General features: G+C 65.0%; 21 protein-coding genes. 10 read left to right on the plus strand and 11 right to left on the minus strand.

Annotation, left to right across the window (positions count from 1 at the left end):
• Position 1: 1 nt before the first annotated feature.
• Positions 2 to 475, minus strand: a complete 474-nt coding sequence (locus tag ACEVBK_RS12240) for a MarR family winged helix-turn-helix transcriptional regulator (protein WP_375055222.1) — start codon at positions 473 to 475, stop codon at positions 2 to 4.
• Positions 476 to 951: 476 nt separating this feature from the next.
• Positions 952 to 1,734: an NAD(P)H-dependent oxidoreductase gene (locus tag ACEVBK_RS12245; protein ID WP_375055223.1), complete on the minus strand. Its 783-nt coding sequence runs from the start codon at positions 1,732 to 1,734 to the stop codon at positions 952 to 954.
• A 167-nt stretch (positions 1,735 to 1,901) separates the two neighbouring features.
• Between ACEVBK_RS12245 and ACEVBK_RS12250 the strand changes: the two genes are divergently transcribed.
• Positions 1,902 to 2,840: a LysR family transcriptional regulator gene (locus ACEVBK_RS12250; RefSeq protein ID WP_375055224.1), complete on the plus strand. Its 939-nt coding sequence runs from the start codon at positions 1,902 to 1,904 to the stop codon at positions 2,838 to 2,840.
• Positions 2,841 to 2,945: 105 nt separating this feature from the next.
• On the opposite strand, the gene ACEVBK_RS12255 is transcribed toward ACEVBK_RS12250, so the two are convergent.
• Positions 2,946 to 4,118: a hypothetical protein gene (locus ACEVBK_RS12255; RefSeq protein WP_375055225.1), complete on the minus strand. Its 1,173-nt coding sequence runs from the start codon at positions 4,116 to 4,118 to the stop codon at positions 2,946 to 2,948.
• A gap of 304 nt (positions 4,119 to 4,422) precedes the next feature.
• Between ACEVBK_RS12255 and ACEVBK_RS12260 the strand changes: the two genes are divergently transcribed.
• The 6 genes from ACEVBK_RS12260 to ACEVBK_RS12285 all read left to right on the plus strand — a co-directional run bounded on the left by ACEVBK_RS12260 (position 4,423) and on the right by ACEVBK_RS12285 (position 11,131).
• On the plus strand, positions 4,423 to 5,547 hold the full coding sequence (locus ACEVBK_RS12260) for an ABC transporter substrate-binding protein (RefSeq protein WP_375055226.1): 1,125 nt from the start codon (positions 4,423 to 4,425) through the stop codon (positions 5,545 to 5,547).
• 4 nt (positions 5,548 to 5,551) lie between these two features.
• Positions 5,552 to 6,610 carry a FecCD family ABC transporter permease gene (locus ACEVBK_RS12265; protein ID WP_375055227.1) on the plus strand — a complete coding sequence of 353 codons (1,059 nt, stop codon included), beginning with the start codon at positions 5,552 to 5,554 and terminating at the stop codon, positions 6,608 to 6,610.
• Positions 6,604 to 7,389: an ABC transporter ATP-binding protein gene (locus ACEVBK_RS12270; RefSeq protein WP_375055228.1), complete on the plus strand. Its 786-nt coding sequence runs from the start codon at positions 6,604 to 6,606 to the stop codon at positions 7,387 to 7,389. Before ACEVBK_RS12265 ends, ACEVBK_RS12270 begins: the two co-directional genes overlap by 7 nt.
• A gap of 153 nt (positions 7,390 to 7,542) precedes the next feature.
• Complete coding sequence (locus ACEVBK_RS12275) at positions 7,543 to 8,805, plus strand: MFS transporter (protein WP_375058561.1); 1,263 nt, start codon at positions 7,543 to 7,545, stop codon at positions 8,803 to 8,805.
• Positions 8,806 to 8,970: 165 nt separating this feature from the next.
• A complete protein-coding gene (locus ACEVBK_RS12280; RefSeq protein ID WP_375055229.1) occupies positions 8,971 to 10,038 on the plus strand; it encodes a saccharopine dehydrogenase NADP-binding domain-containing protein in 1,068 nt (355 codons plus the stop codon).
• Positions 10,039 to 10,273: 235 nt separating this feature from the next.
• The gene (locus ACEVBK_RS12285; RefSeq protein WP_375055230.1) at positions 10,274 to 11,131 is read left to right on the plus strand and encodes a LysR substrate-binding domain-containing protein; all 858 of its coding nucleotides are present in this window, start codon (positions 10,274 to 10,276) and stop codon (positions 11,129 to 11,131) included.
• Positions 11,132 to 11,254: 123 nt separating this feature from the next.
• Here ACEVBK_RS12285 and ACEVBK_RS12290 read toward each other — a convergent pair whose 3' ends face one another.
• From ACEVBK_RS12290 to ACEVBK_RS12315, 6 genes are all read right to left on the minus strand, one after another.
• A complete protein-coding gene (locus ACEVBK_RS12290) occupies positions 11,255 to 13,237 on the minus strand; it encodes an acetoacetate--CoA ligase (protein ID WP_375055231.1) in 1,983 nt (660 codons plus the stop codon).
• An 11-nt stretch (positions 13,238 to 13,248) separates the two neighbouring features.
• The gene (locus ACEVBK_RS12295) at positions 13,249 to 14,028 is read right to left on the minus strand and encodes a 3-hydroxybutyrate dehydrogenase (RefSeq protein WP_375055232.1); all 780 of its coding nucleotides are present in this window, start codon (positions 14,026 to 14,028) and stop codon (positions 13,249 to 13,251) included.
• A 35-nt stretch (positions 14,029 to 14,063) separates the two neighbouring features.
• Positions 14,064 to 15,434 (minus strand): TRAP transporter large permease subunit, encoded by a 1,371-nt coding sequence (locus ACEVBK_RS12300; RefSeq protein ID WP_375055233.1) that lies wholly within the window; start codon positions 15,432 to 15,434, stop codon positions 14,064 to 14,066.
• Between the two features lie 3 nt (positions 15,435 to 15,437).
• Positions 15,438 to 16,037: a TRAP transporter small permease subunit gene (locus tag ACEVBK_RS12305; protein ID WP_375055234.1), complete on the minus strand. Its 600-nt coding sequence runs from the start codon at positions 16,035 to 16,037 to the stop codon at positions 15,438 to 15,440.
• Positions 16,038 to 16,100: 63 nt separating this feature from the next.
• Positions 16,101 to 17,183, minus strand: a complete 1,083-nt coding sequence (locus tag ACEVBK_RS12310) for a TRAP transporter substrate-binding protein (RefSeq protein WP_375055235.1) — start codon at positions 17,181 to 17,183, stop codon at positions 16,101 to 16,103.
• A gap of 231 nt (positions 17,184 to 17,414) precedes the next feature.
• Complete coding sequence (locus ACEVBK_RS12315) at positions 17,415 to 18,845, minus strand: sigma-54 interaction domain-containing protein (protein WP_375055236.1); 1,431 nt, start codon at positions 18,843 to 18,845, stop codon at positions 17,415 to 17,417.
• 241 nt (positions 18,846 to 19,086) lie between these two features.
• Between ACEVBK_RS12315 and ACEVBK_RS12320 the strand changes: the two genes are divergently transcribed.
• Entirely contained in the window at positions 19,087 to 20,442 is a 1,356-nt protein-coding gene (locus ACEVBK_RS12320; RefSeq protein WP_375055237.1) for a DEAD/DEAH box helicase, read from the plus strand.
• A 1,384-nt stretch (positions 20,443 to 21,826) separates the two neighbouring features.
• On the opposite strand, the gene ACEVBK_RS12325 is transcribed toward ACEVBK_RS12320, so the two are convergent.
• Both ACEVBK_RS12325 and ACEVBK_RS12330 read right to left on the minus strand, forming a co-directional pair.
• Positions 21,827 to 22,450 carry a DsbA family protein gene (locus tag ACEVBK_RS12325; protein WP_375055238.1) on the minus strand — a complete coding sequence of 208 codons (624 nt, stop codon included), beginning with the start codon at positions 22,448 to 22,450 and terminating at the stop codon, positions 21,827 to 21,829.
• Positions 22,444 to 23,304, minus strand: a complete 861-nt coding sequence (locus tag ACEVBK_RS12330) for an MBL fold metallo-hydrolase (protein WP_375055239.1) — start codon at positions 23,302 to 23,304, stop codon at positions 22,444 to 22,446. The genes ACEVBK_RS12325 and ACEVBK_RS12330 overlap by 7 nt, the downstream gene beginning before the upstream one ends.
• Before the next feature lie 107 nt (positions 23,305 to 23,411).
• Between ACEVBK_RS12330 and ACEVBK_RS12335 the strand changes: the two genes are divergently transcribed.
• Entirely contained in the window at positions 23,412 to 24,314 is a 903-nt protein-coding gene (locus ACEVBK_RS12335; protein WP_375055240.1) for a LysR family transcriptional regulator, read from the plus strand.
• A 410-nt stretch (positions 24,315 to 24,724) separates the two neighbouring features.
• Entirely contained in the window at positions 24,725 to 25,534 is an 810-nt protein-coding gene (locus tag ACEVBK_RS12340) for an IclR family transcriptional regulator (protein ID WP_375055241.1), read from the plus strand.
• Position 25,535: the final 1 nt, after the last annotated feature.

Here is a 25,535-nt window from a genome sequence, read left to right on the forward strand (position 1 = left end):
GTCAATCCTGTTTGCGGGGGGACAGATCCGGTGTGGGCAGCGGCCCATGGGGCAACTCCAGGGCGCGGCAGGCCTTGGCCAGCAGCACTTCGAGCTGCTCGAGCTCTTCCCGACTCAGCTCACTGCTCATGACCGCCGCCGTTTCCAGGTAGACGCTGGTTTCTTCCTTCTGCAGGTAGAGCGCCTTGTCGGTGGGCAGCAGGCGACTGGCCCGGGCATCCTCGGGGCAGGCCTCGCGCCGCAGGTAGCCCTGGCGCTCCAGCTTGCGCGCCATGGTGCTGGCCGACGCCTTGCTCACCTGCATCAACGCCGCCAGCTCGGTCAGCCGCAACCCCTGCCCATGGGCCGACATCAGCGCATAGAGGTATTGCAGTTCGCTGCTGGTCAGCTCCATGCTGCCGCTCTGGCGGGAATGTTCGCGCCAGCGATGCCAGATAAACCACTCCAGTTGCTTCAGGCTGTAGGCCAGCGCCATGGGATCCCCTCCAAAATAATTTTAGTTAGTCTAACTAACTAATAAGGGAGTGGCAATCCACAAAGAGAACGCGGGGAAGCCCGGCACCACCGGCCAGGCACGAATACATCCGTGCCTACGCCCTCCCCGCCACAGCCCCCGTAGCCGCGAATTTATTCGCGGGAAACCGGTTCTCAGTCCAGAGGCAGTAACGGTCCGAGTATTCCCATAAGCTGAAAATACCTTTCCCGCCCCTGAATAGCTGTTCCGAATGGCAGATCACTACCGACAGCGACAGGGTTTCGCTAAGCAGACCCTCCGCGCCAGGGAGGGCGCGGCGGAGCCCCAGGGATGGGTTCACGGCGTGTCTGCGTGCGGTGCCCGGTCGATGTAGCACTATCAGGAGCAGTTATTTAGATGCGTAAAAAGCGGGTAAAGAAGTAAATTAAAATAGGCGCGTATCAACAATACGGCTTAACCGATGTATTTTTATCTGGTCAAGTATCCGAAGTGTCGACATGAGCCAACAAGCCGCTTTTTCCAAAAGCAATGTGATCGGCAAGGATATGATTATCCTTATAGTCTCCCCCGTTCTGGCGCCGGAACGGAATGGGAGCCTCTTCAAAGAGCTGCTCGAGGCGCTTTCGCCAGACAGCGATTTCTGTTGCTATCTCCGTCTTGGCAAGATGGGCTGCGCCATAGACTGCGTGTGTGGGCAGTACATCCATTCCAGGGTAAAACAGCACACCATGGGTGACGGGGAACAGCAACTCCTCGAGGGGCCCGTTAATTCCTAGCGGTGAATAGTCTGCTTCCGGCCCGCCGACCATCACCGATAACAAGGCCCTCTTTCCTTTTAATATACCGTCACCGTAACGATAGAGGTTCCCTTTGCCCTTGTATCCATAGCCAAAGCCATAGGCGTACACCCGATCTATCCATCCCTTGAGGATGGCCGGCAAGCCAAACCACCAGAGCGGGAAGTGGAATATGACCGCATCGGCAGCAAGCAATTTCTGTTGCTCAGATACCACATCGTCCGTCTGCCGCCCGGTCGAATAAGCGTGTCCCGACTCTTTAATGAAAGACAACCGGCCAAGGTCGGCTCGACAGGGAAAATCCTGTTCATCAAATGTTGCTTTCCAGCGCATGGCGTACAGATCCGACAACAATACGTCATGGCCTTGCTCTTGCAAGCTCTGCACCGTCGCCTCGACAAACTGGCGAGTCAAGGAGGTGGGCTCGGGTTGCGCATACACTATCAGCACTTTCTTAGTCATATCGATGCTCTCCATCTGGTTCATGGTCAGGCTTCGGGAAACGATACCAAAGCCATTCTTCGCAATAAGCGCAGTTCCACATCCCCCCCGTTCGGAGACTGTTCACGCAGCGGTGACGTCTCCTGCCCGGTGGGTACAGAGCAAGTGTGCGGGGAGCAATACTATAAGTGAAATTCAAAGATTTTTTGTTTATTATATTAATTATGGATAGCAAACGACTCGACCTAAATTTACTGACAACGCTCGAAGCCCTGCTTGAAGAGCAAAACGTCACCAAGGCGGCAGCTCGCCTGCACCTCAGTCAGCCTGCAGTCAGTGCCCAGTTGACCCGTTTGAGGAGCATGTTCGATGACCCTCTGCTCATTCCTGCCCATAGAGGCATGACCCCCACAGCCAAGGCAATGGAACTGCTTGCCCCACTTCGTCTTGCCCTGGACCAGGTGCGTGATACGCTGACAATCCACCAGAGCTTCACACCAGAAAAAGCGAAGCTTACATTGACCATCGCTTGTACCGACTATCTTTATACCGTCATCATCACACCGCTTATCAAAGAACTTGGGCGGAAAGCCCCCGGTATTCGGGTTGCCGTACGCAACCTGGTGCCATCCGAGCTGGAAGCTCAGATGGCTCTGGGCGAAGTAGATCTAGCACTCATGACGCCGGAAGACGCCCCTTCCAACCTGCGGACCAAACATCTGTACGATGAAGGCTATGTACTGATTGCCCGACAAGACCACCAACAGCTCAGAGATGGAATAACCATCGAAGAATATGTACAACTTGAGCATGTTGTGGTTTCACTCAGCGGGGGCAATTTCGTTACCCCCGTAGATCAAGCCCTGTCAGCCTTGGGATATACACGCAACGTAGTGCTTTCTGTCCCCTCGTTTCTTTTTGTCCCCGACATTGTTTCCAGATCGCACTTCGTCGCGCTTGTTCCACGCCGCCTGGTCCTGGGAGCGACTGAACAACTCAAGTTGATTACCCCTCCCTTGCCTGTGGAACAATTCTCGGTAGGAATGGTGTGGCACGAACGCAACCATGGGCACGCCGCCCATCGCTGGCTTCGCGAGATGGTTAGCGCAGTAGCCGGCATAAAGTGAGGTTGTGGCCCTGTTTTGTCCATCAAAAACAGGAGCTCAGCAAGGCCCACCAGACAGCAGCCACAAATTTAAAAAGGGGCAAGGTCCCGGACCTTGCCCCATCTCCTACAGGCAGCCCTCTTCCGCCCAGCGGCACAGCGGGGGCTCGGCATGGCGCAGGCAGTCATCGCTGCGGCACATGACCGCGCCCAGGGGCCAGTTGGCGTCCGCCACCGGGGCATCCGCCGGCACGCCCAGGGCGGTCAGGTAGCTCGGCAGGTAGGCGACCCGGAAACAGGAGGTTTCCGCGTTGTAGCACTGGCCTTTGTTCATGCAGCAGGTGTCAAAGTGGCTCTCTTCCATGTACTTGAAGGCGCCGGTCAGATACCAGTTGGACAGGCCGGACGAGGTAACCGGCACCCGCCGATGGCCGCCCCGCCGTTGCTGCTGCACATTGTAGGGGTCTTTCAATCCTTCCCGGGCGGCAAAGCGGAGCTGCCCGGTGCAGTGCTCCAGCGTCCAGTCCGGCTCTTCCGAGCCGACCCCATGGCGACAGCCGGCGGGCTGCCCCAGCGCCTTGGGGGCTTCATCCTGTCCCAGCCCCAGAAAGGAATAGCTGTAAAACGCCACCGGTTCCCCGTTGAGCCATACGGGCCGCACCGCGTCGTCCGCCCGATCGCAGCGCGGGCAGGGAAAGGCTATCTGGGACGAGGCGCCGCCCATTTCGACGATGCCGAAATCAAGATCGTCGCGGCCAACACCGACGGCGAGCCAGGCGAACAATCCTTCCTCGTAGCCCGTCAGGGTACGGGTCAGCACGGGCACATCGCCTGCCTTCGCCTGCAGCTTCTCCGCCAGCAGCTGCCAGAGCCGGGCACTCCCGGCCCTGTCCTCCGCCTCGGCAAGGCGCATGCCCGCCGTGGCATACACCATGACGGAACGCAGATCACAGCGCCGCTCCCAGTCGAAGGCGTCCCACCCTGGCCGGCCCTTGTCGTCCACCGGCCCCTCCTGCTTTATCTGTGCCAGGGTGGCGGCAATCTCCTCCGTCACCGCGTCCATATCCGCATGGTTTTTGCCGCGGATCTGCCGTACCGGATCCGCCAGGGCCGACACCCTGGGGCCGGTGTATTCCCGCCAGCCTTGCTCCTGTTTCTGATAAACATACATGCGAGTTCCACTGCTGCCCGCGTCATAAACGACATGGCATTCCGGCACTGCCGCGCCAAGGGCGGGTACAACACTCCCCAGCGCCGCAACGCACACCAGCCAACGCAATAACGCCATCATCCTGCTCATACTTTCTCCTTATTTTTCTTGTCGACGCGCCCGTCCGGCCAACCAATCGGGCTTATCCGCAGCCAAGTTCATCGACTTTATCCATTTGAAACCAACGGACAACACCGCAAACGATTCGCATGCCGCATTTTTGTGACCTTGTATGCAATACACCACCTCGATACCCTTTTCCGCCCGGCGGTATACCCCGCCCATTCCTCCCCAATCAGAAGCCGCACAAAGTATTTAATGACGCAACCATTTACAAAATAAGAATTGTTTGTAATATCACTCGCCATCCTGGTAATTAAGTGAGAACAGCATCATGCATCGCAGCACATTTCTGGCCGGCGCGGTGGCCGCCCTCTGGTCGCTGGCCCTGAACGCCGAAACCATCACCATCACCGACATCGCCAACCGTCAGGTAGAGGTCGAGGTGCCGGTGCAACGCATCATCCTGGGCGAAGGTCGGCAGGTTTACCTCACCGCCGTGCTCGACCAGGACAACCCCTTCCAGCGTATCGTCGGCTGGCGTGAAGACTTCAATAGCGCCGATCCGGACAACTACGCCGCCTACCTGGAAAAATTCCCCGAGATGGCCAAGATCCCCACCTTCGGCGGCTTCAAGGACGGCACCTTCGACGTGGAGCAGGCGGTGTCGCTCAAGCCCGACGTCATCATCATGAACATCGAGTCCAAGCAGGCCACCGAAGACGCCAAGTACATCGAGAAACTGGCCGCCGCCGGCATTCCCCTGGTGTACGTGGATTTTCGCGAGCACCCCTTCATCAACACCGAGCCCAGCATGCGCCTTTATGGCCAGCTGTTCGGCAAGGAGGACAAGGCCGAGGAATTCATCGCCTGGCGCGCCGCCGAAATCGCCAGGGTGACGGACGTGCTCGAGCAGCAGAAGCCCACTCGACCCCAGGTGTTCATCGACCGGGCCGGCGGCTACTCGGAAGAGTGCTGCATGAGCTTCGGCGACGACAACTTCGGCAAGTTCGTGGAACTGGCCGGCGGTGAGAACATCGCCAAAAACATCATCCCCGCCACCTTCGGCAACCTCAACCCGGAGCAGATCATCGCCTCCAACCCCGACCATGTCATCGTGACCGGCGGCATGTGGGAAGCCTATGTGCCCGGCGGCGCCTGGGTGGGCGTGGGCCCGGGCCAGGACGAAGCCGAGGCCCGGCGCAAGCTCGAGGCGCTGACCCACCGCCCGGCCATGACCGGCATCGAGGCGGTGCAAAACAAGCAGATGCACGCCATCTGGCACCAGTTCTACAACAGCCCCTACCAGTTCGTCGGCATCCAGCAGATGGCCAAGTGGCTGCATCCCGAACTGTTCACCGAACTCGACCCGGAAGCCACCTTCAAGGAGCTGCACCAGCGCTTCCTGCCCGTCGAGTACCGTCCCGGCTATTGGGTGTCGCTGACCGATGCAGACTAACACCATGACACCAACGCAAGCCGCGCCTGCCGGGCGCGGCCGCTACAAGGCCATCGTCTGGCGACGGCAACTGACCCTGCTGGGACTGACCGCCGCGTTGCTGCTCAGCCTGTGTGCCGATCTGGCCCTGGGCCCGGCCCGCTACGAGCTGGGCGAGGTGGTGCGGGCGCTGTTCCTGCCCGACTCGGTGCCGCTGCAGGTGCGGGTGGTGCTGTGGGAAATCCGCATGCCGATCGCGCTGATGGCGGTGGTAGTGGGCGCGGCCCTGGCGGTGGCCGGCGCCCAGATGCAGACCATCCTCAACAACCCGCTGGCCAGCCCCTTTACCCTGGGTATTTCCGCCGCCGCCAGCTTCGGCGCGGCCCTGGCCCTGGCCTTCGGGGTGGCCTTTATCCCGGCGGCCATCGCCTGGATGGTGCCGCTCAACGCCTTCGTTATGGCCATGCTGGCGGCCCTACTCATCCACCTGCTCAGCGCCCGGCGCGGCATGACGGTCAACAGCATAGTGCTGCTCGGCATCGCCCTGGTGTTCACCTTCAACGCCCTGCTGGCGCTGGTGCAGTTTTTCGCCTCGGCCGAAGCCCTGTCGGCGGTGGTGTTCTGGACCATGGGCAGCCTCAGCAAGGCCACCTGGCCGAAGCTGGCCATCACCACCCTGGCGCTGGTGCTGGTGCTGCCGGTGTTCGTCCGCCGCGCCTGGGCCCTGACCGCCCTGCGTCTGGGAGAAGACAAGGCAGCGAGCTTCGGCGTCAGGGTCGGCCGGCTGCGGCTGGAGACCCTGCTGCTGGTGAGCCTGCTGGCGGCCATTCCGGTGTCCTTCGTCGGCACCATCGGCTTTATCGGCCTGGTCGGCCCCCATATCGCGCGCATGATCATCGGCGAGGATCAACGCTTCTTCCTGCCGGCCTCGGCCCTGGCCGGGGCGCTGATCCTCTCGGTCAGCTCGGTGGTAAGCAAGTCGCTGATCAGCGGCACCATCTTCCCCATCGGTGTAGTCACCTCGCTGATCGGCATACCCTTCTTCGTTTCCCTTATCCTGTCCCAGACGAGGCGCTCATGGTAAGCATCCGGCTCGAGGCACTCGGTGCCCGTTACGGCAAACAGCTGCTGCTGCAAGGTATTTCCACCCCCACCTTCAAGGCGGGCGAAGTGGTGGCCATCATCGGCCCCAACGCCGCCGGCAAGTCCACCCTGTTCAAGCGCATCAGCGGCCTGATCGACGGCCCCGGCCGGGTGCATGTGGAGGGCCTGCGGCCCGGGGGCGGCGGCCTCTGTTACATGCCGCAGGACAGCGCCGCCAGTGCCGCGCTCAGCGTGTACGAGTCGGTGCTGCTGGCCTGCAAGCAGGGCGGCGGCTGGAGCGTGAGCGAGGCCGAGCTGACCCGCATCGACCATACCCTGGCGGCGCTCGGCATTACCGCCCTCGCCTTTCGCCACCTCGGCGAGCTCTCGGGCGGCCAGCGCCAGTTGGTCAGCCTGGCCCAGGTGCTGGTGCGCGAGCCGGACATCGTACTGATGGACGAACCCACCTCGGCGCTGGATCTGTCGCGTCAGGTGGAGGTGCTCGGCCACATGAAAGACCTGGCGCGGGAAAAGGGCATGCTGGTGCTGGTGACGCTGCACGATCTCAACCATGTGCTGCGCTTTTGCGATCAGGCGCTGGTGATCGCCGGCGGCCGCCAGGTGGCCTGCGGCCCCACCGCCGACATCGTCACCCCGGCGCTGCTGCGCAACACCTATCAGGTGGAGGCGCGGGTAGAGTCCTGCTCCCGCGGCTTCGGCCATGTGATCGTGGACGATATCGCCAGCCAGGGCCGCACCTTTGCCCTGGCGGCCGGTTAAGGGCGACGGAGTTGCCACGCCAGACCCGAGTTCGTCTCCTCCGCGAAGGCGGGGCTTCATGGTGGCCGGCGCCGGACCAAACCTGAACCCAGGGATCAACATGCAACCCCAATTCCGGTGCCCGAAGGGCACCGCACGGACCATAACGTGACCATGACCCACTACCGCCAGAGCTGGCGGATGCTGAGCCCGGCGGCCCGCCTGCTGGTGTGCAACGGCCTGTTCTTCAACCTCGCCTTCTACATGACCCTGCCCTACCTGGCCTTTCACCTGGGCGGCACCCTGGGGCTGACCGGCTGGGCCAGCGGCCTGGTGATGGGCATGCGGGTATTCAGCCAGCAGGGCCTGTTCCTGCTGGGCGGTGCCCTGGGCGACCGGCTGGGCTACCGGCCCGCCATCGTGCTGGGCTGCCTGGTCCGCAGCCTGGGCTTTGCCCTGCTCGGCTGGGCCGGGGATCTGCCGCTGCTGTTGCTGGCCGCCTTCCTCACCGGCTTTGCCGGCGCCCTCTTCACCCCCTGCGCCCAGGCCTACCTGGCGTCGGAATGCCTGGACGGCCGCCAGCGCCAGCAGGCCTTTGCCCTGCACAACCTGGCCAGCCAGCTCGGGCTGCTGCTGGGCCCCCTGGCCGGCATGCTGCTCACCGACATCGACTTTGTGGTGACCGGCCTGGTGTCCGGTGGCATCTTCCTGCTGCTGACCGGCCTGCAGTGGCGGCTGCTGCCCCCCAGCCCCCGCCATGTCCGGGAGCGACCGCCCGTCTGGCGCGAGCAATGGCGGGATCTGGTTGGCAACCGGCTGTTCCTGCGCTTTACCCTGCTGGCCGCCGCCTACCAGTTGCTGTTCCACCAGCTGTACCTGGCCGTGCCCGCCTACATCAACAGCCAGCAGCAGGCCACCGGGTTGCTGAGCGGCGTGTTCACCCTCACCGCCATCATCGGGGTAGTGCTGCAGCTGCCCGCCAGCCAGCTGGTGCAGCGGTACCTGGGCGTGGCCCGGGGCATGGGGTTGGGCCTGGGGCTGATGGGCGCCAGCTACCTCGCCCTGCCCTGGCTGCAGCCTTGGCCGGTGGCCGCCAGCCTGATGCAGGCCGCCTGCCTGTCGCTGGGCTCCATCCTCTGCTTTCCGCTCTTTGCCGCCCACCTGCCCCACTACGCCGGCAACCGGCCGCTGGGCGGCTATTACGGCTTTTACTCCAGCCTCGGCGGCTGCGTGGCCCTGCTCGGCAACGTACTGATCGGCGCCCTGCTGGGGGACGCGGCGGCGACCCCGCCCGCCGCTATCTGGTACGGCCTGGCGCTGTGCGGCATGGTGGCGGGCTGGGCCCTGTACCGGCAGCTGCGGCGGGAAGAAGAAACGGACAAGAACGGGGAGTCCCCCGGGACTGAAGCTCTGCCCGGTTCACCCGGTCGGGGATGATACCGGTGACACCGTCACCATTCCAAAGAAGAAAAGGAACCTTGCAATGGACGAAACACGCCTGTTGATATTTATCCTGGGCCTGACGGCGGAGGCGCGACGCTATACGCTTCAAACCGACCGATACCAGCCATGATGTACACAACCCAGCCAGGTGAAATAAGGATGCCGGACACGGTTCCGGGCAGGTGCCAACGTATTCTTATCGTGGGTGGCTACGGCCATGTGGGCAGACGAATCGCCCGGTATTTGCAGCAGTGGGGCAAGTGGGACCTCACCCTCGCCGGGCGAGCCCCGGAAAAGGTGCGGATGGTGGGGGTAGCCTCGGTACGGCTCGACCTTGCCGACCCCGACAGTTGGGATCTTCCCCTTGCCTCTGCCGACGTGGTCGTCGTCACCATGGATCAAACAAGCGGTGATTTCGCACGCCGCGTGCTGGCCGAAGGCAAGCGATACCTGGACATCACCGCCGATATCGCCACCCTGCGCGCCATCGAAGCACTGGATCAAGTGGCACGGCAAACCGGCGCCGTGGCGGTGCTGTCCGTCGGCTTCGCGCCGGGGCTGACCAACCTCCTGGCCCGCGCCTGCGCCTCCCGGCTCGAGCAGGCAACCGCCGTGCACATAGGGGTACGGCTGGGCATGGGTGACGCCCATGGAGTCGCAGCCATCGACTGGGTATTAAAGGAAGCCACCCATGCCGCGCCGCCTCGTTCCATCACCTTCGCCCCGGACCATCCCCCGCGGCCAGCCTGGCCCTTTCCCTTCGCCGATCAGTATGCGGTGGCCAAGACGCTCGGCGTTCCCGCCGAGACTTTCCTGTCCCTCGACCCGTCATTCCTGGCGCGGCTCGCCTTCCGCTTCGCCCCCCTGCTCGCCGGGCGAGAGCAGTGGCGCCGTCGGCTGGCACGCCTCATGACGTACGTCCGGATCGGCTCCGACCACGCCGAGCTCGTCGTTAAGGTAACGGGAATCAAAGACCGGCGCCCCCATATCGCCCAGGCCCGCTACCAGGGAAGGAAAGAAGCCGACATCACCGCACTCGTCGCCGCCCTCGCGGTGGCAAAGCTGGCCGAGAGCCCCCCCATGCCCGGTGTCTGCCATCTTGATGAGCTGCTCTCGCTCGGGGATATTCTGGACCCGCTTACTGAAGCGGGAGGCCGGGTGGAGCTGGATGTCATGCCGGCCCCGCAGACCCCGCCGGCGGCCCCCGTTTTTCGCCCCCGCGAATAGATGCGCGTCTACGATGGGCTCCCGATCCTTGCCCGGCCTCGCCGCGATAATATGGTGCGGCATGGTCGCGGGCTGGGCCCTGTACCGGCAGCGGCGGCGGGAAGAGCAGAAGAGCCCGGGCGGGTAACGCCGCCCAGGGTGGTACCCGGCATATCTGCGCCTCGGCGCTGGCTTTCATTGCCCAAGTTAATGACAATGAGTAAATCATTAGCTTTGAATATGCTGAGCGTTCAGGATGAAGAACCTGCCCACGGATTTGCTGCGCACCTTTGTCACCATCAACCAGCTGGGGGGCTTTACCCAGGCGGGTGAGCTGCTGGGCCGCTCCCAGCCGGCGGTGAGCCTGCAGGTAAAGCGGCTGGAAGAGCTGCTGGGTGTGAAGCTGTTCGACCGCGGCCAGGGCCTGCGGCTCACCGAGGAAGGGCAGATGCTGATGAGCTATGCCCGCAAGATGCTGGAGTTGAACGACGCCCTCGTCTCCCGCCTGGGCTCGCCCAAGGTGAGCGGCTCGGTGCGGCTGGGCATTCCCAACGATTTCGAGGTGTCCTTCCTCGCCACCACCCTGGGGCGCTTTTCCCAGTCCTATCCCAATGTGACCCTGGACGTGAGCAGCGACATCAGCGCCAACCTGCTGCACGACTACAAGAAGGGCGCCTACGATCTGGTGATGGCGATAGAGGAAAGCAACCAGTCCCATCCGCGCCTGACCGACTTTATCCTCGACCCCCTGGTGTGGGTGCGCAGCAGCAACCTGATGCTGGAGCCGGGGGCGCCGCTGCCGCTGATCCTCTACCCCAAGGGCTGTTTGTACCGCAAGTCGATCATCAACGCCCTCACCCAGGCCAGCCTGCCCTGGCGCATCGTGTACAGCACCTCCAGCCTGCTCGGCATCCACGCCGCCATCAAGGCGGGGCTGGGCATCAGCGTGCTGGCCAAGAGCACGGTGCCGGACGATTTGGAGTATTCCCCCGAATACGCCCCCTGCCCGGCCCTGGGCAGCGTGTCGGTGGGCTTTTGCTACAACGGCAACGAGCTGAACGCCGCCAGCCGCATGCTGCTGGATTATCTGAGGAATGCCTTGCACCGGTTGTAGCGGGTGCGCGAAGTTGCAGACGCGACTGGACTCCCGCCTGCGCGGGAGTGACGGAGTAAGGCGCGGGAGTGACGGAGTAAGGCGCGGGACGGGAGTGCCGCCCTAGGGCGAAAAGTCCGCGACTCAGCCCGGTGCTGGGAGCAGGCCGACCTGTGCCAGGCAGTCGCGGATCTGCTCCAGCGCCCGGGGGTTGGCCAAGGCGTCGTGGTTGTCGGCGCGGGCGGCGCCGTTCAGCAGCCGGGCCACCGCCAGCTCCACCTTCTTGCCGCTGCGGGTATAGGGAATGTCCGGCACCGCTATGATGTGGCGCGGCACATGGCGCGGGCTGGCGCCGGTGCGGATGCGCCGGCACAGGGCCTGGCGCCGGGCCTCGTCCAGTCCGCCGGCATCCGCGGGCACCACCAGCAGCACCACTTCCACATCGCCGTCCACCTGGCGGCCCACCACCAGGCAGTCGCGCACCCCGGGCTCCTGCTCCACCTGCCGGTAGATCTCGGCGGTGCCGATGCGCACCCCGCCCGGATTCAGGGTGGCGTCGGAGCGGCCGTAAATGACGGCGCCGCCCGACTCGGTAAAGGCCACGAAGTCACCGTGGGCCCAGACTCCGGCAAAGGTCTCGAAATAGGCGGCCCGGTAGCGCCGGCCGTCGTCGTCCTGCCAGAAGGCCACCGGCATGGACGGCAACGGCTGGCGGCATACCAGCTCGCCACGGCCGTCCGTGACGCCTCCCCGTTCATCCATCGCCACCGCATCCACCCCCAGCAGGCGGCACTGGATCTCGCCCCGACGCACCGGCAGCAGCGGGCAGACACCCACGAAGCAGCCGCAGATGTCGGTGCCGCCGGCGATGGAGCCCAGCAGCAGTTGGCCGGGCAGGGCCCGGTAGACCCAGTCGTAGTCTTCCGGCAGCAGGGGCGAGCCGGTGGAGAACAGCAGCCGCAGCCGCTCCAACCCAAAGCGTTGGCCCGGCGCCAGCCCTTCCTTGCGGCAGCCGGCGATAAAGCGCGCGCTGGTGCCGAAATGGGTGACCCGCTCCTGCTCCGCCAACGCCCACAGCCGGTGCAGGTCCGGATGACCGGGTGAGCCGTCCACCGTGATCACCGTCGCCCCGGCGAGCAGGGCCGAGGCCTGCCAGTTCCACATCATCCAGCCGCAGGTGGTGAAGTACATAAAGCGGTCGCCGCAGGCCAGGTCGCCGTGCAGGATCAGCTCCTTGGCGTGGTTGACCAGGATGCCGGCGGCCCCGTGCACGATGCACTTGGGCTTGCCGGTGGTGCCGGAGGAATAGAGGATGTACACCGGATGATCCGCCGGCAGCGGCGTGAAGGAAGGCGCGTTCCCCTCCCCCTGGGCCAGGGCCTGGTCCCAGCCGGTCACCCCTTCCGCCTCGACATGGCCCAGCTCCGGCAGTTGGCGGATGCTGACCACGCAGCGCAGCCCGGGCAGGGCCGACACCATCGCCGCGAACTCCCCGCGCCGGTCGAAACGCTTGCCGCCGTAACCGTAGCCGTTGACCAGCACCAGCGCCGAGGGGGCTATCTGGCCGAAGCGATCCAGGATGGCGCCGGCGCCGAAGTCGGGCGAGGCCGAGCTCCACACCGCCCCCATGCTGGTGGCCGCCAGCATGGCCACCAGCGCCTCGTAGCCGTTGGTCACCACCCCCGCCACCCGGTCGCCGCAACCGATGCCCCGACTGCGGAAAAAAGCCTCCAGGGCACCCACGTCCCGCCGCAATTGGCCGTAGCTGTAGCGGGCCTCGGGGCCGGTTTCGCGGTGGCAGACCACCGCCTCCCGGCTCGCCCCCTCGCCTTCACCATGGCGCAGCAGGTTGGCGGCGAAGTTCAGCCGCATGCCGGAAAACCACTCGGCGCCCGGCATCTCCCGCCGGCCCAGCACCCGCTCGGCGGGCACCACGCAGCGCAGCCCGCAGAAGTCCCACACCGACTGCCAGAAGGGCTCGAGCTCGGTGATCGACCAGCGATGCAGGGCCTGGTAGTCGGCGAAGGTACCCAGGCCCCGCGCCTCGAGCCAGGCCAGGTAGCGGGCCAGTTGGCTGTGTTCACGCAGGGCGGGGGTCGGGGTCCAGAGGATGTCGTGCTGTTGCATGGGGTCGCCTCCTATTGCATGTGCCAGCCGTGGCTGACCACCACCGACTGACCAGTGAGCGCCGCCGAGGGAAAGGCCGCCAGGTGCACCGCCAGTTCGGCCACGTCTTCCAGGGTGGTGAACTCGCCGTCCACCGTGTTCTTGAGCATCACCCCGCGCACCACCTCTTCCTCGCTCAGGCCCAGCTCCCGGGCCTGCTCGGGGATCTGGCGCTCCACCAGCGGCGTGCGCACGAAGCCCGGGCAGATGATGTTGCTGCGCACCCCGTGCTCGGCACCTTCCTTGGCCACCGCCCGGCACAGGCCGAGCATGCCGTGCTTGGCCGCCACATAGGCCGCCTTGAGCGGCGAGGCTTCGAGAGAGTGCACCGAGCCCATGTACAGCATGGTGCCGCCGCCGTTGGCGTACATCTGTTGCAGCGCGGCCCGGGTCACCAGGAAGGCACCGTCAAGATGCACCTTCAGCACCCGGCTCCAGTCCGCGTAAGCGAGCCGGTGCAACGGGTCTATGTGCTGGATGCCGGCGTTGGCCAGGGCGATGTCCAGCCGGCCCCAGTGGCGCACCAGCCGGGCCACGCCCTGCTCCACCGCCTGCTCGTCGGTTACGTCCATGCCTAAGGCGATGGCGTTGCCGCCCGCCGCCACTATGGCCAGGGCCACCTGCTCGGCCCGGCCCAGCTCCAGATCGGCCACCGCCACCCGGGCACCCTCCCGGGCATAGTGCTCGGCGATGGCCCGCCCTATGCCCTGGCCGGCGCCGGTGATCAGCGCCACTTTGTTGTTAAGACGCATGGTTGTTTCTCCTTGTTAAGCACCACTTCCGTGATTCAACGGCCGCCGTAGATACGCTCGGGCAGCCAGGTCGCCAGCGGCTCGAACCAGAACACCAGCGCCAGCCCCAGCAGTTGCAGGCAGATGAAGGGCAGCACGCCCCAGTAGATATGGCGGGTGGTAATGCCCGGCGGGCACACCCCCTTGATGTAGAACAGCGCAAAGCCCACCGGCGGGGTCAGGAAGGAGGTTTGCAGGCACAGCGCGAACAGCACCGCAAACCACACCGGCTCCACCCCCAGCGAAAACACCACCGGCGCCACCAGCGGCAGGATGATCAGGGTGATCTCCACCCAGTCGAGGAAGAACCCCAGTAAAAAGGTGATGAACAGTATGGTCAGCAGTATGCCGGTGGTGCCGAACGGCAGCCCGGTAATGGCCTGGCGGATGACGTCGTCGCCGCCCAGGCCGCGCAGCACGGCGGCGAACACGGTGGCGCCGATAAAGATGCCGAAAATAAAGGCGGTGGTGCGGCTGGTCTGGTACAGGGACTCCTTCAGAACCTCCATGTTCAGCCGCCGGCTCAGCCGAGCCATCAGCAGGGCGCCGGCGGCGCCCACCGCCGAGGCCTCGGTGGTGGTGGCGATGCCGAGGAAGATGGAGCCCAGCACCGCCACGATCAGCACCAGCGGCGGCACCACGGCGCATACCACATCCCACCAGGCGCCAAGGTCCATGCGCTCGCCCCGTTCGGGCGCCGGCGCCGCCTCCTTGTCGCACCAGGCCAGCAGCAGGATGTAGAGCACGTACATGATCCCCAGCATCAACCCGGGGATCAGCGCGCCCATAAACAGCTTGCCCACCGATGCCGAGGGCGTGCCCAGCCGGTCCGCCATCAGCACCAGCATGATGCTGGGCGGCACCAGGATGCCGAGGGTGCCCACCGAGCAGGCGGTGCCCACCGCCAGGCTCTTGTTGTAGTTGGCCTGCATCATGGGCCCGAGCGACAGCATGCCGAGCAGCACCACCGAGGCGCCGACGATGCCGGTGGAGGCCGCCAGCAGCACCCCCACGATCACCACGGTAACGGCGTAGCCGCCGCGCAGCGGCCCCAGCACCCGCACCAGGCTGTGCATCAGCCGCTCGGCGATGCCGGAGCGGTCGAGCATGATGCCCATGAAGATGAACAGCGGCAGCGCCACCATCAGCTCGTTGGCCACGATGCCGAAGATGCGGGCGTCCAGCACCCCCATGGTGCCGTTCCAGGTAAACCAGAGGTTGGCATCGAACTGCTCCACCAGCACCCAGCCCAGCAGGGCGAACAGCAAGCCGGTGCCCGCCAGCACCCAGGCCACCGGAAAGCCCAGCAGCAACAGCACCATAAAGGCGCCGAACATGGCCACCACCAGTAAGGTTTCCAGTTCCATGACTTATTTCTCCATGTCCGGCAGCAGGGCCCCGCCCCGGCGTGGGGCCGGTACACCCGCGCGGGCCCGGGGAAAGTCGAACAGCAGCGTCATGCAGCGCAACCCGCGGGAAAACAGGGCGATGGCCACCAGCACCAGGCCCAGCGGCAGGGCGCTCTTGAAGATAAAGCGATAGGGCAGGCCGCTCGGGGCCTGGGAGCGCTCGCCGTAGATATAGGCCTTGTAGGCATAGGGGATCAGCACCTCGATCATCAGCAGGATGACCGGCAGCGCCAGCAGCGTGATGCCCGCCAGCTCGATGATGGCGCGGGTGCGCAGGGAAAACTTCTCCCGCAGCACATCTACCCGCACGTGGTCGTCGCGTACCACCGCAAACCCCAGGGTCAGCATCATGGCGATGCCGAACAGGTGCCAGGACAGCTCCTCCAGGGCGATGGAGCCCGCCGACAGCACGAAGCGGCTGAACACGTTGGCCAGCACCACCGCCAGCACCGCCAGCCAGAGCCAGGAGCTGAGCCGGCCCACGGCCGCCACCAGGGCGTCGAGCCGGCACGAGATCCGGTTGCTGGGCAGATCGGTGCCGGATTCATTGGGTTGAGACATAGCTACCTCGTTACACAGGTAAGGATGAGGCGGGCACCAGGGTGCCCGCCGCCGTGCACGGCCTTAGTCGTACTGGTAGAAGTCGCGCGGCAGGTAGCCCTTGCCGTGCCAGATAGCGTGGTGTTTCATGAAATCGCGCTGGCTGGTCAGCACCCGGTTGAACATCTCGTCCTCGGCGGCGATGTCGTCCATCACCTGGGCAGTGACTTTTTCCAGCTCGCGCAGCACCGGTTCGGGCAGCACCTGGGCCTTCACCCCTTCCTTCTCGTAGTCGCGCAGCGCCGTGGGCTGGGCCCACTCGCTCTGGGCGAAGCCCTTGAGGGTGGCGGACTCGCAGCCCATCTCGATCAGCGCCCGGGTCTGGGGCTCGAGGCCGTTCCAGACGTCCTTGTTGACCAGCAGGTGCGAGGTGGTCAGGGTTTGGTGCCAGCCGGGCATGATGTAGTTCTTCACTATCTGATCCAGGCCCAGCATCTTGTCGATGGCCGGCTGGGAGAACTCGGTGGCGTCGATGGTGTTGCGCTCCAGCGACTGGAAGATCTCCGCTCCCGGCACCATGGTGACCGAGGCCCCCAGTTGTTCCAGCACCTTGCCGCCGATGCCGGCGAAGCGAATGCGCAGGCCCTTGAAATCATCCAGGCTCGCAATCTGCTGCTTGAACCAGCCGGCCCCTTCCGGCCCGATGATGCTGCACAGCATGGGGTGGATGTTGCGCTCGGCGTAGATCTCCTCCAGCAGGGCCTTGCCGTCGCCTTCGTAATACCAGGCCAGGTAGGCCGGCGGCTCCATGTTGAAGGGCGCGCCCGAATAGAGCGGCAGGGCGGCAATGGTGCCCTGGTCGTAGCCGACCCAGGTGTAGCCCGCCGGGTACTTGCCCGAGCCCACCGCGTCCATGATCTCGAAGGGCGGCACCAGCTCGCCCGGCTCGTAGTAGCGCAGCTGCACGTCGCCGCCCGAAATGGCCGCCAGCGATTCGGACAGGTGCTTGACCGGCGTGGTCAGCCCCACCAGGTGGGAAGGAAAGGCCAGAGGCACCTGCCAGCGCACCTTTTCCACGGCGGCGGCCGGCGCGCTTATGACACCGGCGCACAGCACGGCGGTGGCCATACCCTGGGTAAAGCGGGACAACATGTTCTTGATCGACATGGATTATTCCTTCTGCTTGGTTCAATCCTTGGGCCCGGCAGTGACTCAACCGGGTATGATGACGTTCATCTCATTAAATACATGAAATGTGCCAAATATGTAAATTTTATGTGAAACAACGGTTTACAGAAATGCGCCCGCGTCGGAGGGGTCAACCCGTCCTGAAATCAGGACAGATGGGAAGGTAAGGGTCATTTGAAGCGTCCTGAATTCCGGACAACCGTCCGGAATTCAGGAATGGCGGGCCAGCTTCTCGTAGAACACGGAGCGGGACACCCCCAGCAGCCGGGCCGCCTGGCTGCGGTTGCCCTTGCAGCGGGCCAGGGCGGCGTGAATGGCCTCGGCCTCGGCGCGGGCCAGCACCTCGGCCAGGGGTCTGGGTTCGGGCTCCGCCACCCCGGGTTCGGCGCCGGTTTGCTCCGCTTGCGGCTGCGCCGACGTAGCCGGCAACACCCGGTGCAGGGTGTCCACCTCCAGCACCTCGGCGCCCTCGCTCATGGTGAAGGCCCGTTCCAGCACATTGCGCAGCTCGCGGATATTGCCCGGCCAGGGGTGGCGGCCCAGCTCGGCCACCGCCGCGGCGGTGATCTCGACCCGCTCCTGGCCGATGCAGATGTCTTCCAGCAGGGCCTCGCACAAAATCCCCAGATCCGCCAGCCGCGCGCGCAGCGGCGGAATGGGAATTTCCAGCACGTTCAGCCGGTAGTAAAGATCGGAACGGAAGCTGCCCTCGGCCACCATGGCGGCCAGATCCCGGCTGGTGGCGGCCAGCACCCGCACGTCCACCGGCACCACCTGGTTGGAACCCAGCGGCTCTATCTCCCGTTCCTGCAGCGCGCGCAGCAGCTTGGCCTGCAGCCCCTGGGGCATGTCGCCCACCTCGTCCAGGAACAGGGTGCCGCCGTGGGCCAGCTGGAACTTGCCCTCGCGCATGCGCCGCTCGGCGCCGGTATAGGCCCCCGGCGCCACCCCGAAGAATTCGGCCTCGAGCAGGTTTTCCGGAATCGCGGCCAGGTTCACCCCCACGAAGGGCCCCTCGGCCCGGGCCGAGAGCGAATGGATGGCCTGGGCCAGCACTTCCTTGCCGGTGCCGGTTTCGCCCAGCAACAGCACCGGAATGTCGCGCCCCGCCGCCAGCCGGGCCCGGCGCTTGACCTCCAGCGCCGCCGGGCTGGCCCCGACGAAGTCACCCAACTGGTAACGAGTGCCGCGGCGGCGCTTGGCCAGGGCGCGCTTGGCCGCCAGCAGATCCTGGTGCAGGCGGCGGTATTTGCTGACCAGGGGCGTCAGCGGCTGCAGATCGTCGAACAACACGAAGGCCACGGCCCCACTCACCCGCCCCTGCTCGTCGAAGAACGGCAGCCGGGTCACCACCAGCTGCTGGCTCTGGTATTCCATGATGTCGAGCAGCAGCGGCCGGCCGGTTTCCACCACTTCCGGCATCCGGCTGTGGGGGATCACCGAACGCACCGGCCGGCCGATAACGGTGTGGGCATCGGCAATGCCGAGCAGGTTGGCATAGCGGGCGTTGATCCAGCTGATACGCCCTTCCCGGTCCACGGCAATGGCACCGGCGCTGGCCTGCTCGAACATGGGAAACAGCACTTCAATCAGTTCCCGGGTCAGGCCGCTGCCTGACTGGGGCTCAAACGGCATGGGCATAGCGAGGCCTCCGTGGCGCACAATGACTCCGATGTTAGCCAAAAGCTCCACCGAATTCGAGGCGCTGACCCATCCTCCTGTGCGGCTGCAGAAAAACCCGGGCTCCCGCCCGGTTCCGGCCGATATCGCCCCGAATAACGCCAGATCATTACATCCGCCCCGAGTTTCGCTACAATACGTCTCCTTTTTCTGCGGTGGCCCTGTCCGGGTCGGCCGACTTCCCTACTCCCGGAGCAGTGACTTGGCGCAACAATCCCCACATTTCAACGATTTTGGACTGGACTCCCGTCTTCTCAAGGCCCTGGCCCACTTAGGCCTGGACACCCCCACCGAGATCCAGGAAAACGCCATTCCTGTGGTGCTGGCCGGCCATGATCTGATGGCCTCGTCCCAAACCGGCTCCGGCAAGACCCTGGCCTTTCTGCTGCCGGCCCTGCACCGGCTGCTGAAAACCAAGGCGCTGAGCAAGCGGGATCCGCGTGCCCTGATCCTGGCCCCCACCCGGGAGCTGGCCAGGCAGGTGTTCAGCCAGTTGCGCTCGCTCACCAGCGGCAGCGGGCTCAACATCGCCCTGTTATTGGGGGGAGAAAACTTCAACGATCAGCTCAAGGCGCTGCGCAAGTCGCCGGACGTGATCGTGGCCACACCGGGCCGGCTGGCCAACCACCTGGAGGCCCGTTCGCTACTGCTGAACGGCCTGGAGCTGCTGATCCTGGATGAAGCCGACCGCATGCTGGACCTGGGTTTCGCGCCCCAGCTGGAGCAGATCCACCAGGCCGCCGACCACCGCCGCCGCCAGACCCTGATGTTTTCCGCCACCCTGGATCACGCCGAGGCGAACGACATGGCCGCACTCCTGCTCAAGGCGCCCAAGCGGGTAGCCGTGGGGGCCGCCAACGCCGAGCACCAGGATATTGAACAGCGTTTCATGCTGTGCGACCACCTGGACCACAAGCAGGCGCTGCTGATGCACCTGCTCGGCCATGAAGACTACCAGCAGGCCATCGTCTTCACCGCCACCCGCGCCGATACCGAACGGCTGGCGGCCCTGCTGCAGGAGCAGGGGCAGGCCGCCGCCGCGCTGCACGGCGACATGAGCCAGGCCGAGCGCAACCGCATGATGGAAAGCTTCAGCCGGGGTCAGCAACGGCTGCTGATCACCACGGATCTGGCCTCGCGCGGGCTGGACCTGCTGCAGGTGTCGCTGGTGGTGAACTTCGACCTGCCCCGGCAGGCGGAAGAATACGTGCACCGCATCGGCCGCACCGGGCGCGCCGGCGCCAGCGGTGCGGCGGTATCGCTGGTGGGCCCCAAGGACTGGGACGCCTTCAAGCGGATTGAACGCTTTCTGCAGCAGGACATCGCCTTTGCCAGCATCGAGGGGCTGGAAGGCAAGTTCAGGGGCATCAAGCCCCGGGCGGCCAAGCCCCTCATTAAGGCCGGGCCCAAGCCAGCCGCCAAGGGCAAGCCCCAGCGTACGCCGGTGAAGAAACCCGCCAAGCCGGCGCACAGCCGGGCCGACCGCTTCACCGGGCCGGGCCTGGGCTCCGACGACGGCATGGCGCCCATGCGGCGCAAGAAACCCAGCGGCGAATAAGCGCGGCAGTCCCCGCCCTGACGCCTGCCCGTCATCCCCTCGCCTCCCTAGTCATCCCCGCGCCTCCCTCGTCATCCCCGCGAAGGCGGGGATCCAGGGCAAAGGGCACCGGCCCAAACCACGGCGCCGGGTCGGCAGACAACCATGGACTCCCGCCTGCGCGGGAGTGACGAAGTAAAGCGCGGGAGTGACACCCTCCCGTCATCCCCGCGCCTCCCTCGTCATCCCCGCGAAGGCGGGGATCCAGGGCAAAGGACACCGGCCCAAACCACGGCGTCGGGTCGGCAGACAACCATGGACTCCCGCCTGCGCGGGAGTGACGAAGTAAAGCGCGGGAGTGACACCTTCCCGTCATCCCCGCGCCTCCCTCGTCATCCCCGCGAAGGCGGGGATCCAGGGCAAGGGCACCGGCCCAAACCACGGCGCCGGGGCTGCAGACACCCATGGACTCCCGCCTGCGCGGGAGTGACGAAGTAAAAGGCGGGAGTGACGAAGTAAAGCGCGGGAGTGACGCCCTCCCGTCATCCCCGCGCCTCCCTCGTCATCCCCGCGAAGGCGGGGATCCAGGGCGAGGGACACCGGCCCAAACCACGGCACCGGGTCCGCAGACAACCATGGACTCCCGCCTGCGCGGGAGTGACGAAGTAAAAGGCGGGGATCCAGGGCAAAGGACACCGGCCCAAACCACGGCGCCGGGTCCGCAGACCCCCATGGACTCCCGCCTGCGCGGGGTGACGAAGTAAAAGGCGGGGATCCAGGGCAAGGGACACCGGCCCAAACCACGGCACCGGGTCGGCAGACAACCATGGACTCCCGCCTGCGCGGGAGTAACGAAGTAAAAGGCGGGGATCCAGGGCAAGGGACACCGGCCCAAACCACGGCACCGGGGCTGCAGACAACCATGGACTCCCGCCTGCGCGGGAGTGACGAAGTAAAGCGCGGGAGTGACACCCTCCCGTCATCCCCGCGCCTCCCTCGTCATCCCCGCGCCTCCCTCGTCATCCCCGCGAAGGCGGGGATCCAGGGCAAGGGCACCGGCCCAAACCACGGCGCCGGGTCTGCAGACACCCATGGACTCCCGCCTGCGCGGGAGTGACGAAGTAAAGCGCGGGAGTGACACCCTCCCGTCATCCCCGCGTCTCCCTCGTCATCCCCGCGAAGGCGGGGATCCAGGGCAAGGGACACCGGCCCAAACCACGGCGCCGAGTCGGCAGACAACCATGGACTCCCGCCTGCGCGGGAGTGACGAAGTAAAGCGCGGGAGTGACACCTTCCCGTCATCCCCGCGCCTCCCTCGTCATCCCCGCGAAGGGGGGGATCCAGGGCAAAGGGCACCGGCCCAAACCACGGCGCCGGGGCTGCAGACACGCCCGGGCTCCCGCCGTCAGGCCAACTGCTGTTGCCAGAAAGACCGCCATTCGTCCGGGCGGCCATAAAACCGGCTCAGGCCGACGGCCTGCCACTGCCCTTCCCTTTCCATCAGCATCGACGGAAAACCGCCCAGGCCGAACTGCTCCATCAGTTGGCGGCTGTGCCGCACTGCAGCTTCCACCTCCTCGCCCGCCTGACTCATGGCCCGGGCCCAGGCCTCGGGGGCAATGCCGAGCTGGCCGGCCAGGGCGGACAGGGTCTCCGTCCGATACACCGGCAACCCCGCCTGGTAATGGGCCTGCTGGATGCGGTGCAACATCTCCACCTCCGCCAGCCCCAAATGCCCGGCGGCGATCACGGCCTGGGCGGTGATATAGGAGTCCAGCACCAGGGTCGCGCCGCTGGCAACAAGCTCCAGGTAGGGCGCCCCGAAAACCTGCCCCGTCTGCGCCTCGATGCGCTGATCGGCTTCGAGAATATGCCGGCGAAAACCGGCATCGATCGCGGTTTTGCGCATCATGCCGCCGGGGTGCAGCGCCAGCTGCACTCCCACCATCCGGCTCAGTTGCCCGATAAGGGAGCCGGCGCCGTAGCACCAGCCGCACACGGGGTCGAAAATATAGTGCGCCGTTACCATTTCATTTCTCCCATATGGACTTTTGCCCCGATTTCCAGCGCCATGGGCAGGCCCGCCTCGGGGTAGGCCCGGCCCAGGGCGTCGATAAGCTGCGCGCTGTTTTCACTCTCCGCCTTCGCTTGGGCAAAATCCGCCAGGTAGCGTTGCGAAAAGGCGATGGCGGAAGCGTCGGTTTGGGTGCCCGGCAGCATATGGCCGGGGATCACCACCTCGGGCTCGAGGGCCGCCATGTCGTCCAGTTGCCCGGCCCAGGCGGCACGCTCTTCATCGCTTTGGGCATCGGCCATCCAGAGATGGAGATTGCCGTATACCGCCACATTGCCCAGTATGGCCTTGTTGGCCGGGATCCACAGGTAAGGACGATGGCTCAGAACGCCGTCGGTACCGCGGATCTCGATGGTCTGGCCGTCGATGCTCAGGCTGTTGCCGTTGTAGGCCGTGGGCAGCACCGGCTTGACCGGCGCGTTGTCGCCCATTTGAGGCGCCCAGAACGCCAGTTTTCCTTCCAGTTTCGAGGCGATGGCGTCACGCACCGCCGGCGTGGCGACCAGCTCCGCCTGGGGGAACAGCTGCTGCAACACCTCGGCGCCGAAGTAGTAGTCCGGATCCGCCTGGCTGATAAAGATGGTCTTGAGCTGCTTGCCCGAGTCCAGCACCCTGGCGGCGATGCGCAGCGCGTCCGCCCGGGTGAAACCGGTATCGACCACCATGGCCTCGGTGTCGCCGTACACCAGGGTGGAGTTGACGTGGAAACTGTTGCCGTCGGCGTTGTACAGCTCCAGTGTTAAGGGTTGCGCCGCCATGGCCGCGCCGGAAAGCAGCAGGCTGGTGGCGAGGGTGGTGAATGTTTTCATCTTGGTTGCTCCGAATGGGTTCGTTGTATGGGGAGCAGTTTACGGCTTGAACTTGTTCGGATATACGGCTAAAAACTAACATCATTGTTTCTTCAATCGAGCATGTAATGGATCGTTTAATCGCCGCCAGGGTGCTGGTCGATGTGGCCGCCACCCACAGCTTTACCGCCACCGCCGAGCGGCTGGAGATGTCGCGCCCCATGGTAACGCGCTATATCGACGCCATGGAAAGCTGGCTCGGTGCCCGCTTGCTCAACCGCACCACGCGCAGGGTGTCACTCACCTCCGCCGGTGAACAGTGCCTGCCGCAGGTGCAGGCCTGGGTCGAGCAGGCCGAGGGCTTGCAGTACCAGTTGACGGGGCGGGACGAGCCGGCGGGGAAAATCCGGGTGGCGGCCAGTATGTCCTTCGGCTTTGCGCAGCTCATTCCCGCGGTGAAAGCCTTTATGGAACGCTACCCCCGGGTGGATATCGACATAGAGGTGCAGGACAGGGCGGCCGATCTGGTGGCGGAGCGCATCGACCTGGCCATTCGTATCGCCGCCGACCCGGATCCGTCGCTTATCGGCAAGCCCATCGGCCGCTGCGAGTCGGTGCTGGTGGCCACCCAGCGTTACCTCAACGGCTCGCCGGACATCACCCAGCCCGCCGATCTGACCCGGCACCGGTGCCTGGGCTACAAGAACTTCGAGCGCCATATCTGGCATTTAAGCCGCGATGACCGGCACGAGTCGGTAGAGGTGAATTGCCGGCTGACGGCGAACGAAGCCACCACCCTGCTCAGCGCGGCCCTCCTGGACATGGGAGTCAGCCTGCAGCCCGCTTACCTGGCCCACGGCGCCCTGGCCCGCGGCGAGCTGGTGCAGCTGCTGCCCGAGTGGCAACCCAAGGTGATGGATATTTACGCCCTCTACCCCTCGCGTAAACACCTCTCCCCCGCGGTGCGCGCCCTGATCGACCACCTGGCCGACTGGTTTTCCGATGGCAAATGGCAGGGTATTAGGCTTTGACTCGGCCACGCGAATAAATTCGCGTCTACCATTCACCCATTTCCCTTGCCTGCTGCCGGCTCCCCCGCCCTCTATGAAAATTGGATTTGCCGTCTTCCCCGCGAAGGCGGGGATCCAGGGCAGGTTGCACCGGCCCGGGCTGCGGCGCCGGATCTGCAGACGCGCCTGGGCTCCCGCCTTCGCGGGAGTGACCAACTCATGGGGAGCGACCCTAGCCGCGATGTCAGTCGCGGGAGCCTGCCGGCCATGTAAAGGCCGGCGCTGTTCGCCACGTAAATACATGCGCGTCTACGAAGGGCCTTCTGTTCCAGGCCGGGTATTGTATGGCTGCGGCCCATTTTCCCATATATCGGGACGATTAAAGTCGGCCGTCTCGTTATGATTCTGTTAAAACCACCACAGGTATCCCTATGCAAACGCCTCCGTCATCTGCCAGACCACAGAGCCTGGGCCCGCAAACCCTGGCCCGGGCCATGACATTGCTGCGCATTGTTGCCGAGAGCGGGTACCGGGGCGCCACCGTAGACGATTTTTTGTGCCAGACCGAGCTCAGCCGCACCACCGTCTATCGCCTCTTGCAGGGCCTGCGGCAGGAAGGTTTTCTGCGTCCGGGGCAGGAGCGGGGCCGCTATTACCTGGGCTATGAGTTGCTGGTGCTGGGTTCGAAAGCCGGCAACGGCAGCGGCCTGCGGGAACTCGCCCGGCCCTGCCTGCTGCGCCTGGCCGAACAGCTTGGCGACAGCTTCTTTCTGTTTATCCGGGACGGCTATTACGCCATTTGCCTCGAGGTCCAGCATGGCCGGTACCCCGTTGCCAGCTTTGCGCGCAGCATTGGTGGGCGCATGCCGTTGGGCGTCGGCCAGGCCTCCATCGCCCTGTTGGCGGATCTGAATACCACCGAGTGCGAGCATATCCTTGAGCACAATGCCCCCAGGCTGGCACGGGAATATGCCATCGACACCCGTGACATCCTGGCCGAGATAGAGCACCTGAGAACGCAAGGCTTCGCCCGCGGGGTAGAGAGTTCGGGGCTGCCCGAATATACCGGCCTGGCCCTGCCCATCATCGACCATAGCGGCCACCCCATGGGCGCCCTCAGTTGCTCCATGCTGAAGTCACGAAAAACCCCGCAACACCAGGAGCAGGTTATCGGCGCCATGAAAAACGAAATCGCCACCATGGTTCAACAAGCGCGCGGACTCATCAGCCTGGAGGAATGAC

The sequence above is a fragment of the Zobellella sp. DQSA1 genome, assembly GCF_041950555.1.
Taxonomy (GTDB): Bacteria; Pseudomonadota; Gammaproteobacteria; order Enterobacterales; family Aeromonadaceae; genus Oceanimonas.

Excerpts from the sequence above, each read along its gene's own strand:
- ACEVBK_RS12290 (WP_375055231.1), bottom strand. The coding sequence starts at position 13,237 with ATGCAACAGCACGACATCCTCTGGACCCCGACCCCCGCCCTGCGTGAA.
- ACEVBK_RS12310 (WP_375055235.1), bottom strand. The coding sequence starts at position 17,183 with ATGTCGATCAAGAACATGTTGTCCCGCTTTACCCAGGGTATGGCCACC.
- ACEVBK_RS12305 (WP_375055234.1), bottom strand. The coding sequence starts at position 16,037 with ATGTCTCAACCCAATGAATCCGGCACCGATCTGCCCAGCAACCGGATC.
- ACEVBK_RS12240 (WP_375055222.1), bottom strand. The coding sequence starts at position 475 with ATGGCGCTGGCCTACAGCCTGAAGCAACTGGAGTGGTTTATCTGGCAT.
- ACEVBK_RS12270 (WP_375055228.1), top strand. The coding sequence starts at position 6,604 with ATGGTAAGCATCCGGCTCGAGGCACTCGGTGCCCGTTACGGCAAACAG.
- ACEVBK_RS12280 (WP_375055229.1), top strand. The coding sequence starts at position 8,971 with ATGCCGGACACGGTTCCGGGCAGGTGCCAACGTATTCTTATCGTGGGT.
- ACEVBK_RS12285 (WP_375055230.1), top strand. The coding sequence starts at position 10,274 with ATGAAGAACCTGCCCACGGATTTGCTGCGCACCTTTGTCACCATCAAC.
- ACEVBK_RS12265 (WP_375055227.1), top strand. The coding sequence starts at position 5,552 with ATGACACCAACGCAAGCCGCGCCTGCCGGGCGCGGCCGCTACAAGGCC.
- ACEVBK_RS12330 (WP_375055239.1), bottom strand. The coding sequence starts at position 23,304 with ATGAAAACATTCACCACCCTCGCCACCAGCCTGCTGCTTTCCGGCGCG.
- ACEVBK_RS12255 (WP_375055225.1), bottom strand. The coding sequence starts at position 4,118 with ATGAGCAGGATGATGGCGTTATTGCGTTGGCTGGTGTGCGTTGCGGCG.
- ACEVBK_RS12245 (WP_375055223.1), bottom strand. The coding sequence starts at position 1,734 with ATGACTAAGAAAGTGCTGATAGTGTATGCGCAACCCGAGCCCACCTCC.
- ACEVBK_RS12335 (WP_375055240.1), top strand. The coding sequence starts at position 23,412 with ATGGATCGTTTAATCGCCGCCAGGGTGCTGGTCGATGTGGCCGCCACC.
- ACEVBK_RS12325 (WP_375055238.1), bottom strand. The coding sequence starts at position 22,450 with ATGGTAACGGCGCACTATATTTTCGACCCCGTGTGCGGCTGGTGCTAC.
- ACEVBK_RS12295 (WP_375055232.1), bottom strand. The coding sequence starts at position 14,028 with ATGCGTCTTAACAACAAAGTGGCGCTGATCACCGGCGCCGGCCAGGGC.
- ACEVBK_RS12340 (WP_375055241.1), top strand. The coding sequence starts at position 24,725 with ATGCAAACGCCTCCGTCATCTGCCAGACCACAGAGCCTGGGCCCGCAA.
- ACEVBK_RS12300 (WP_375055233.1), bottom strand. The coding sequence starts at position 15,434 with ATGGAACTGGAAACCTTACTGGTGGTGGCCATGTTCGGCGCCTTTATG.
- ACEVBK_RS12315 (WP_375055236.1), bottom strand. The coding sequence starts at position 18,845 with ATGCCCATGCCGTTTGAGCCCCAGTCAGGCAGCGGCCTGACCCGGGAA.
- ACEVBK_RS12260 (WP_375055226.1), top strand. The coding sequence starts at position 4,423 with ATGCATCGCAGCACATTTCTGGCCGGCGCGGTGGCCGCCCTCTGGTCG.
- ACEVBK_RS12275 (WP_375058561.1), top strand. The coding sequence starts at position 7,543 with ATGACCCACTACCGCCAGAGCTGGCGGATGCTGAGCCCGGCGGCCCGC.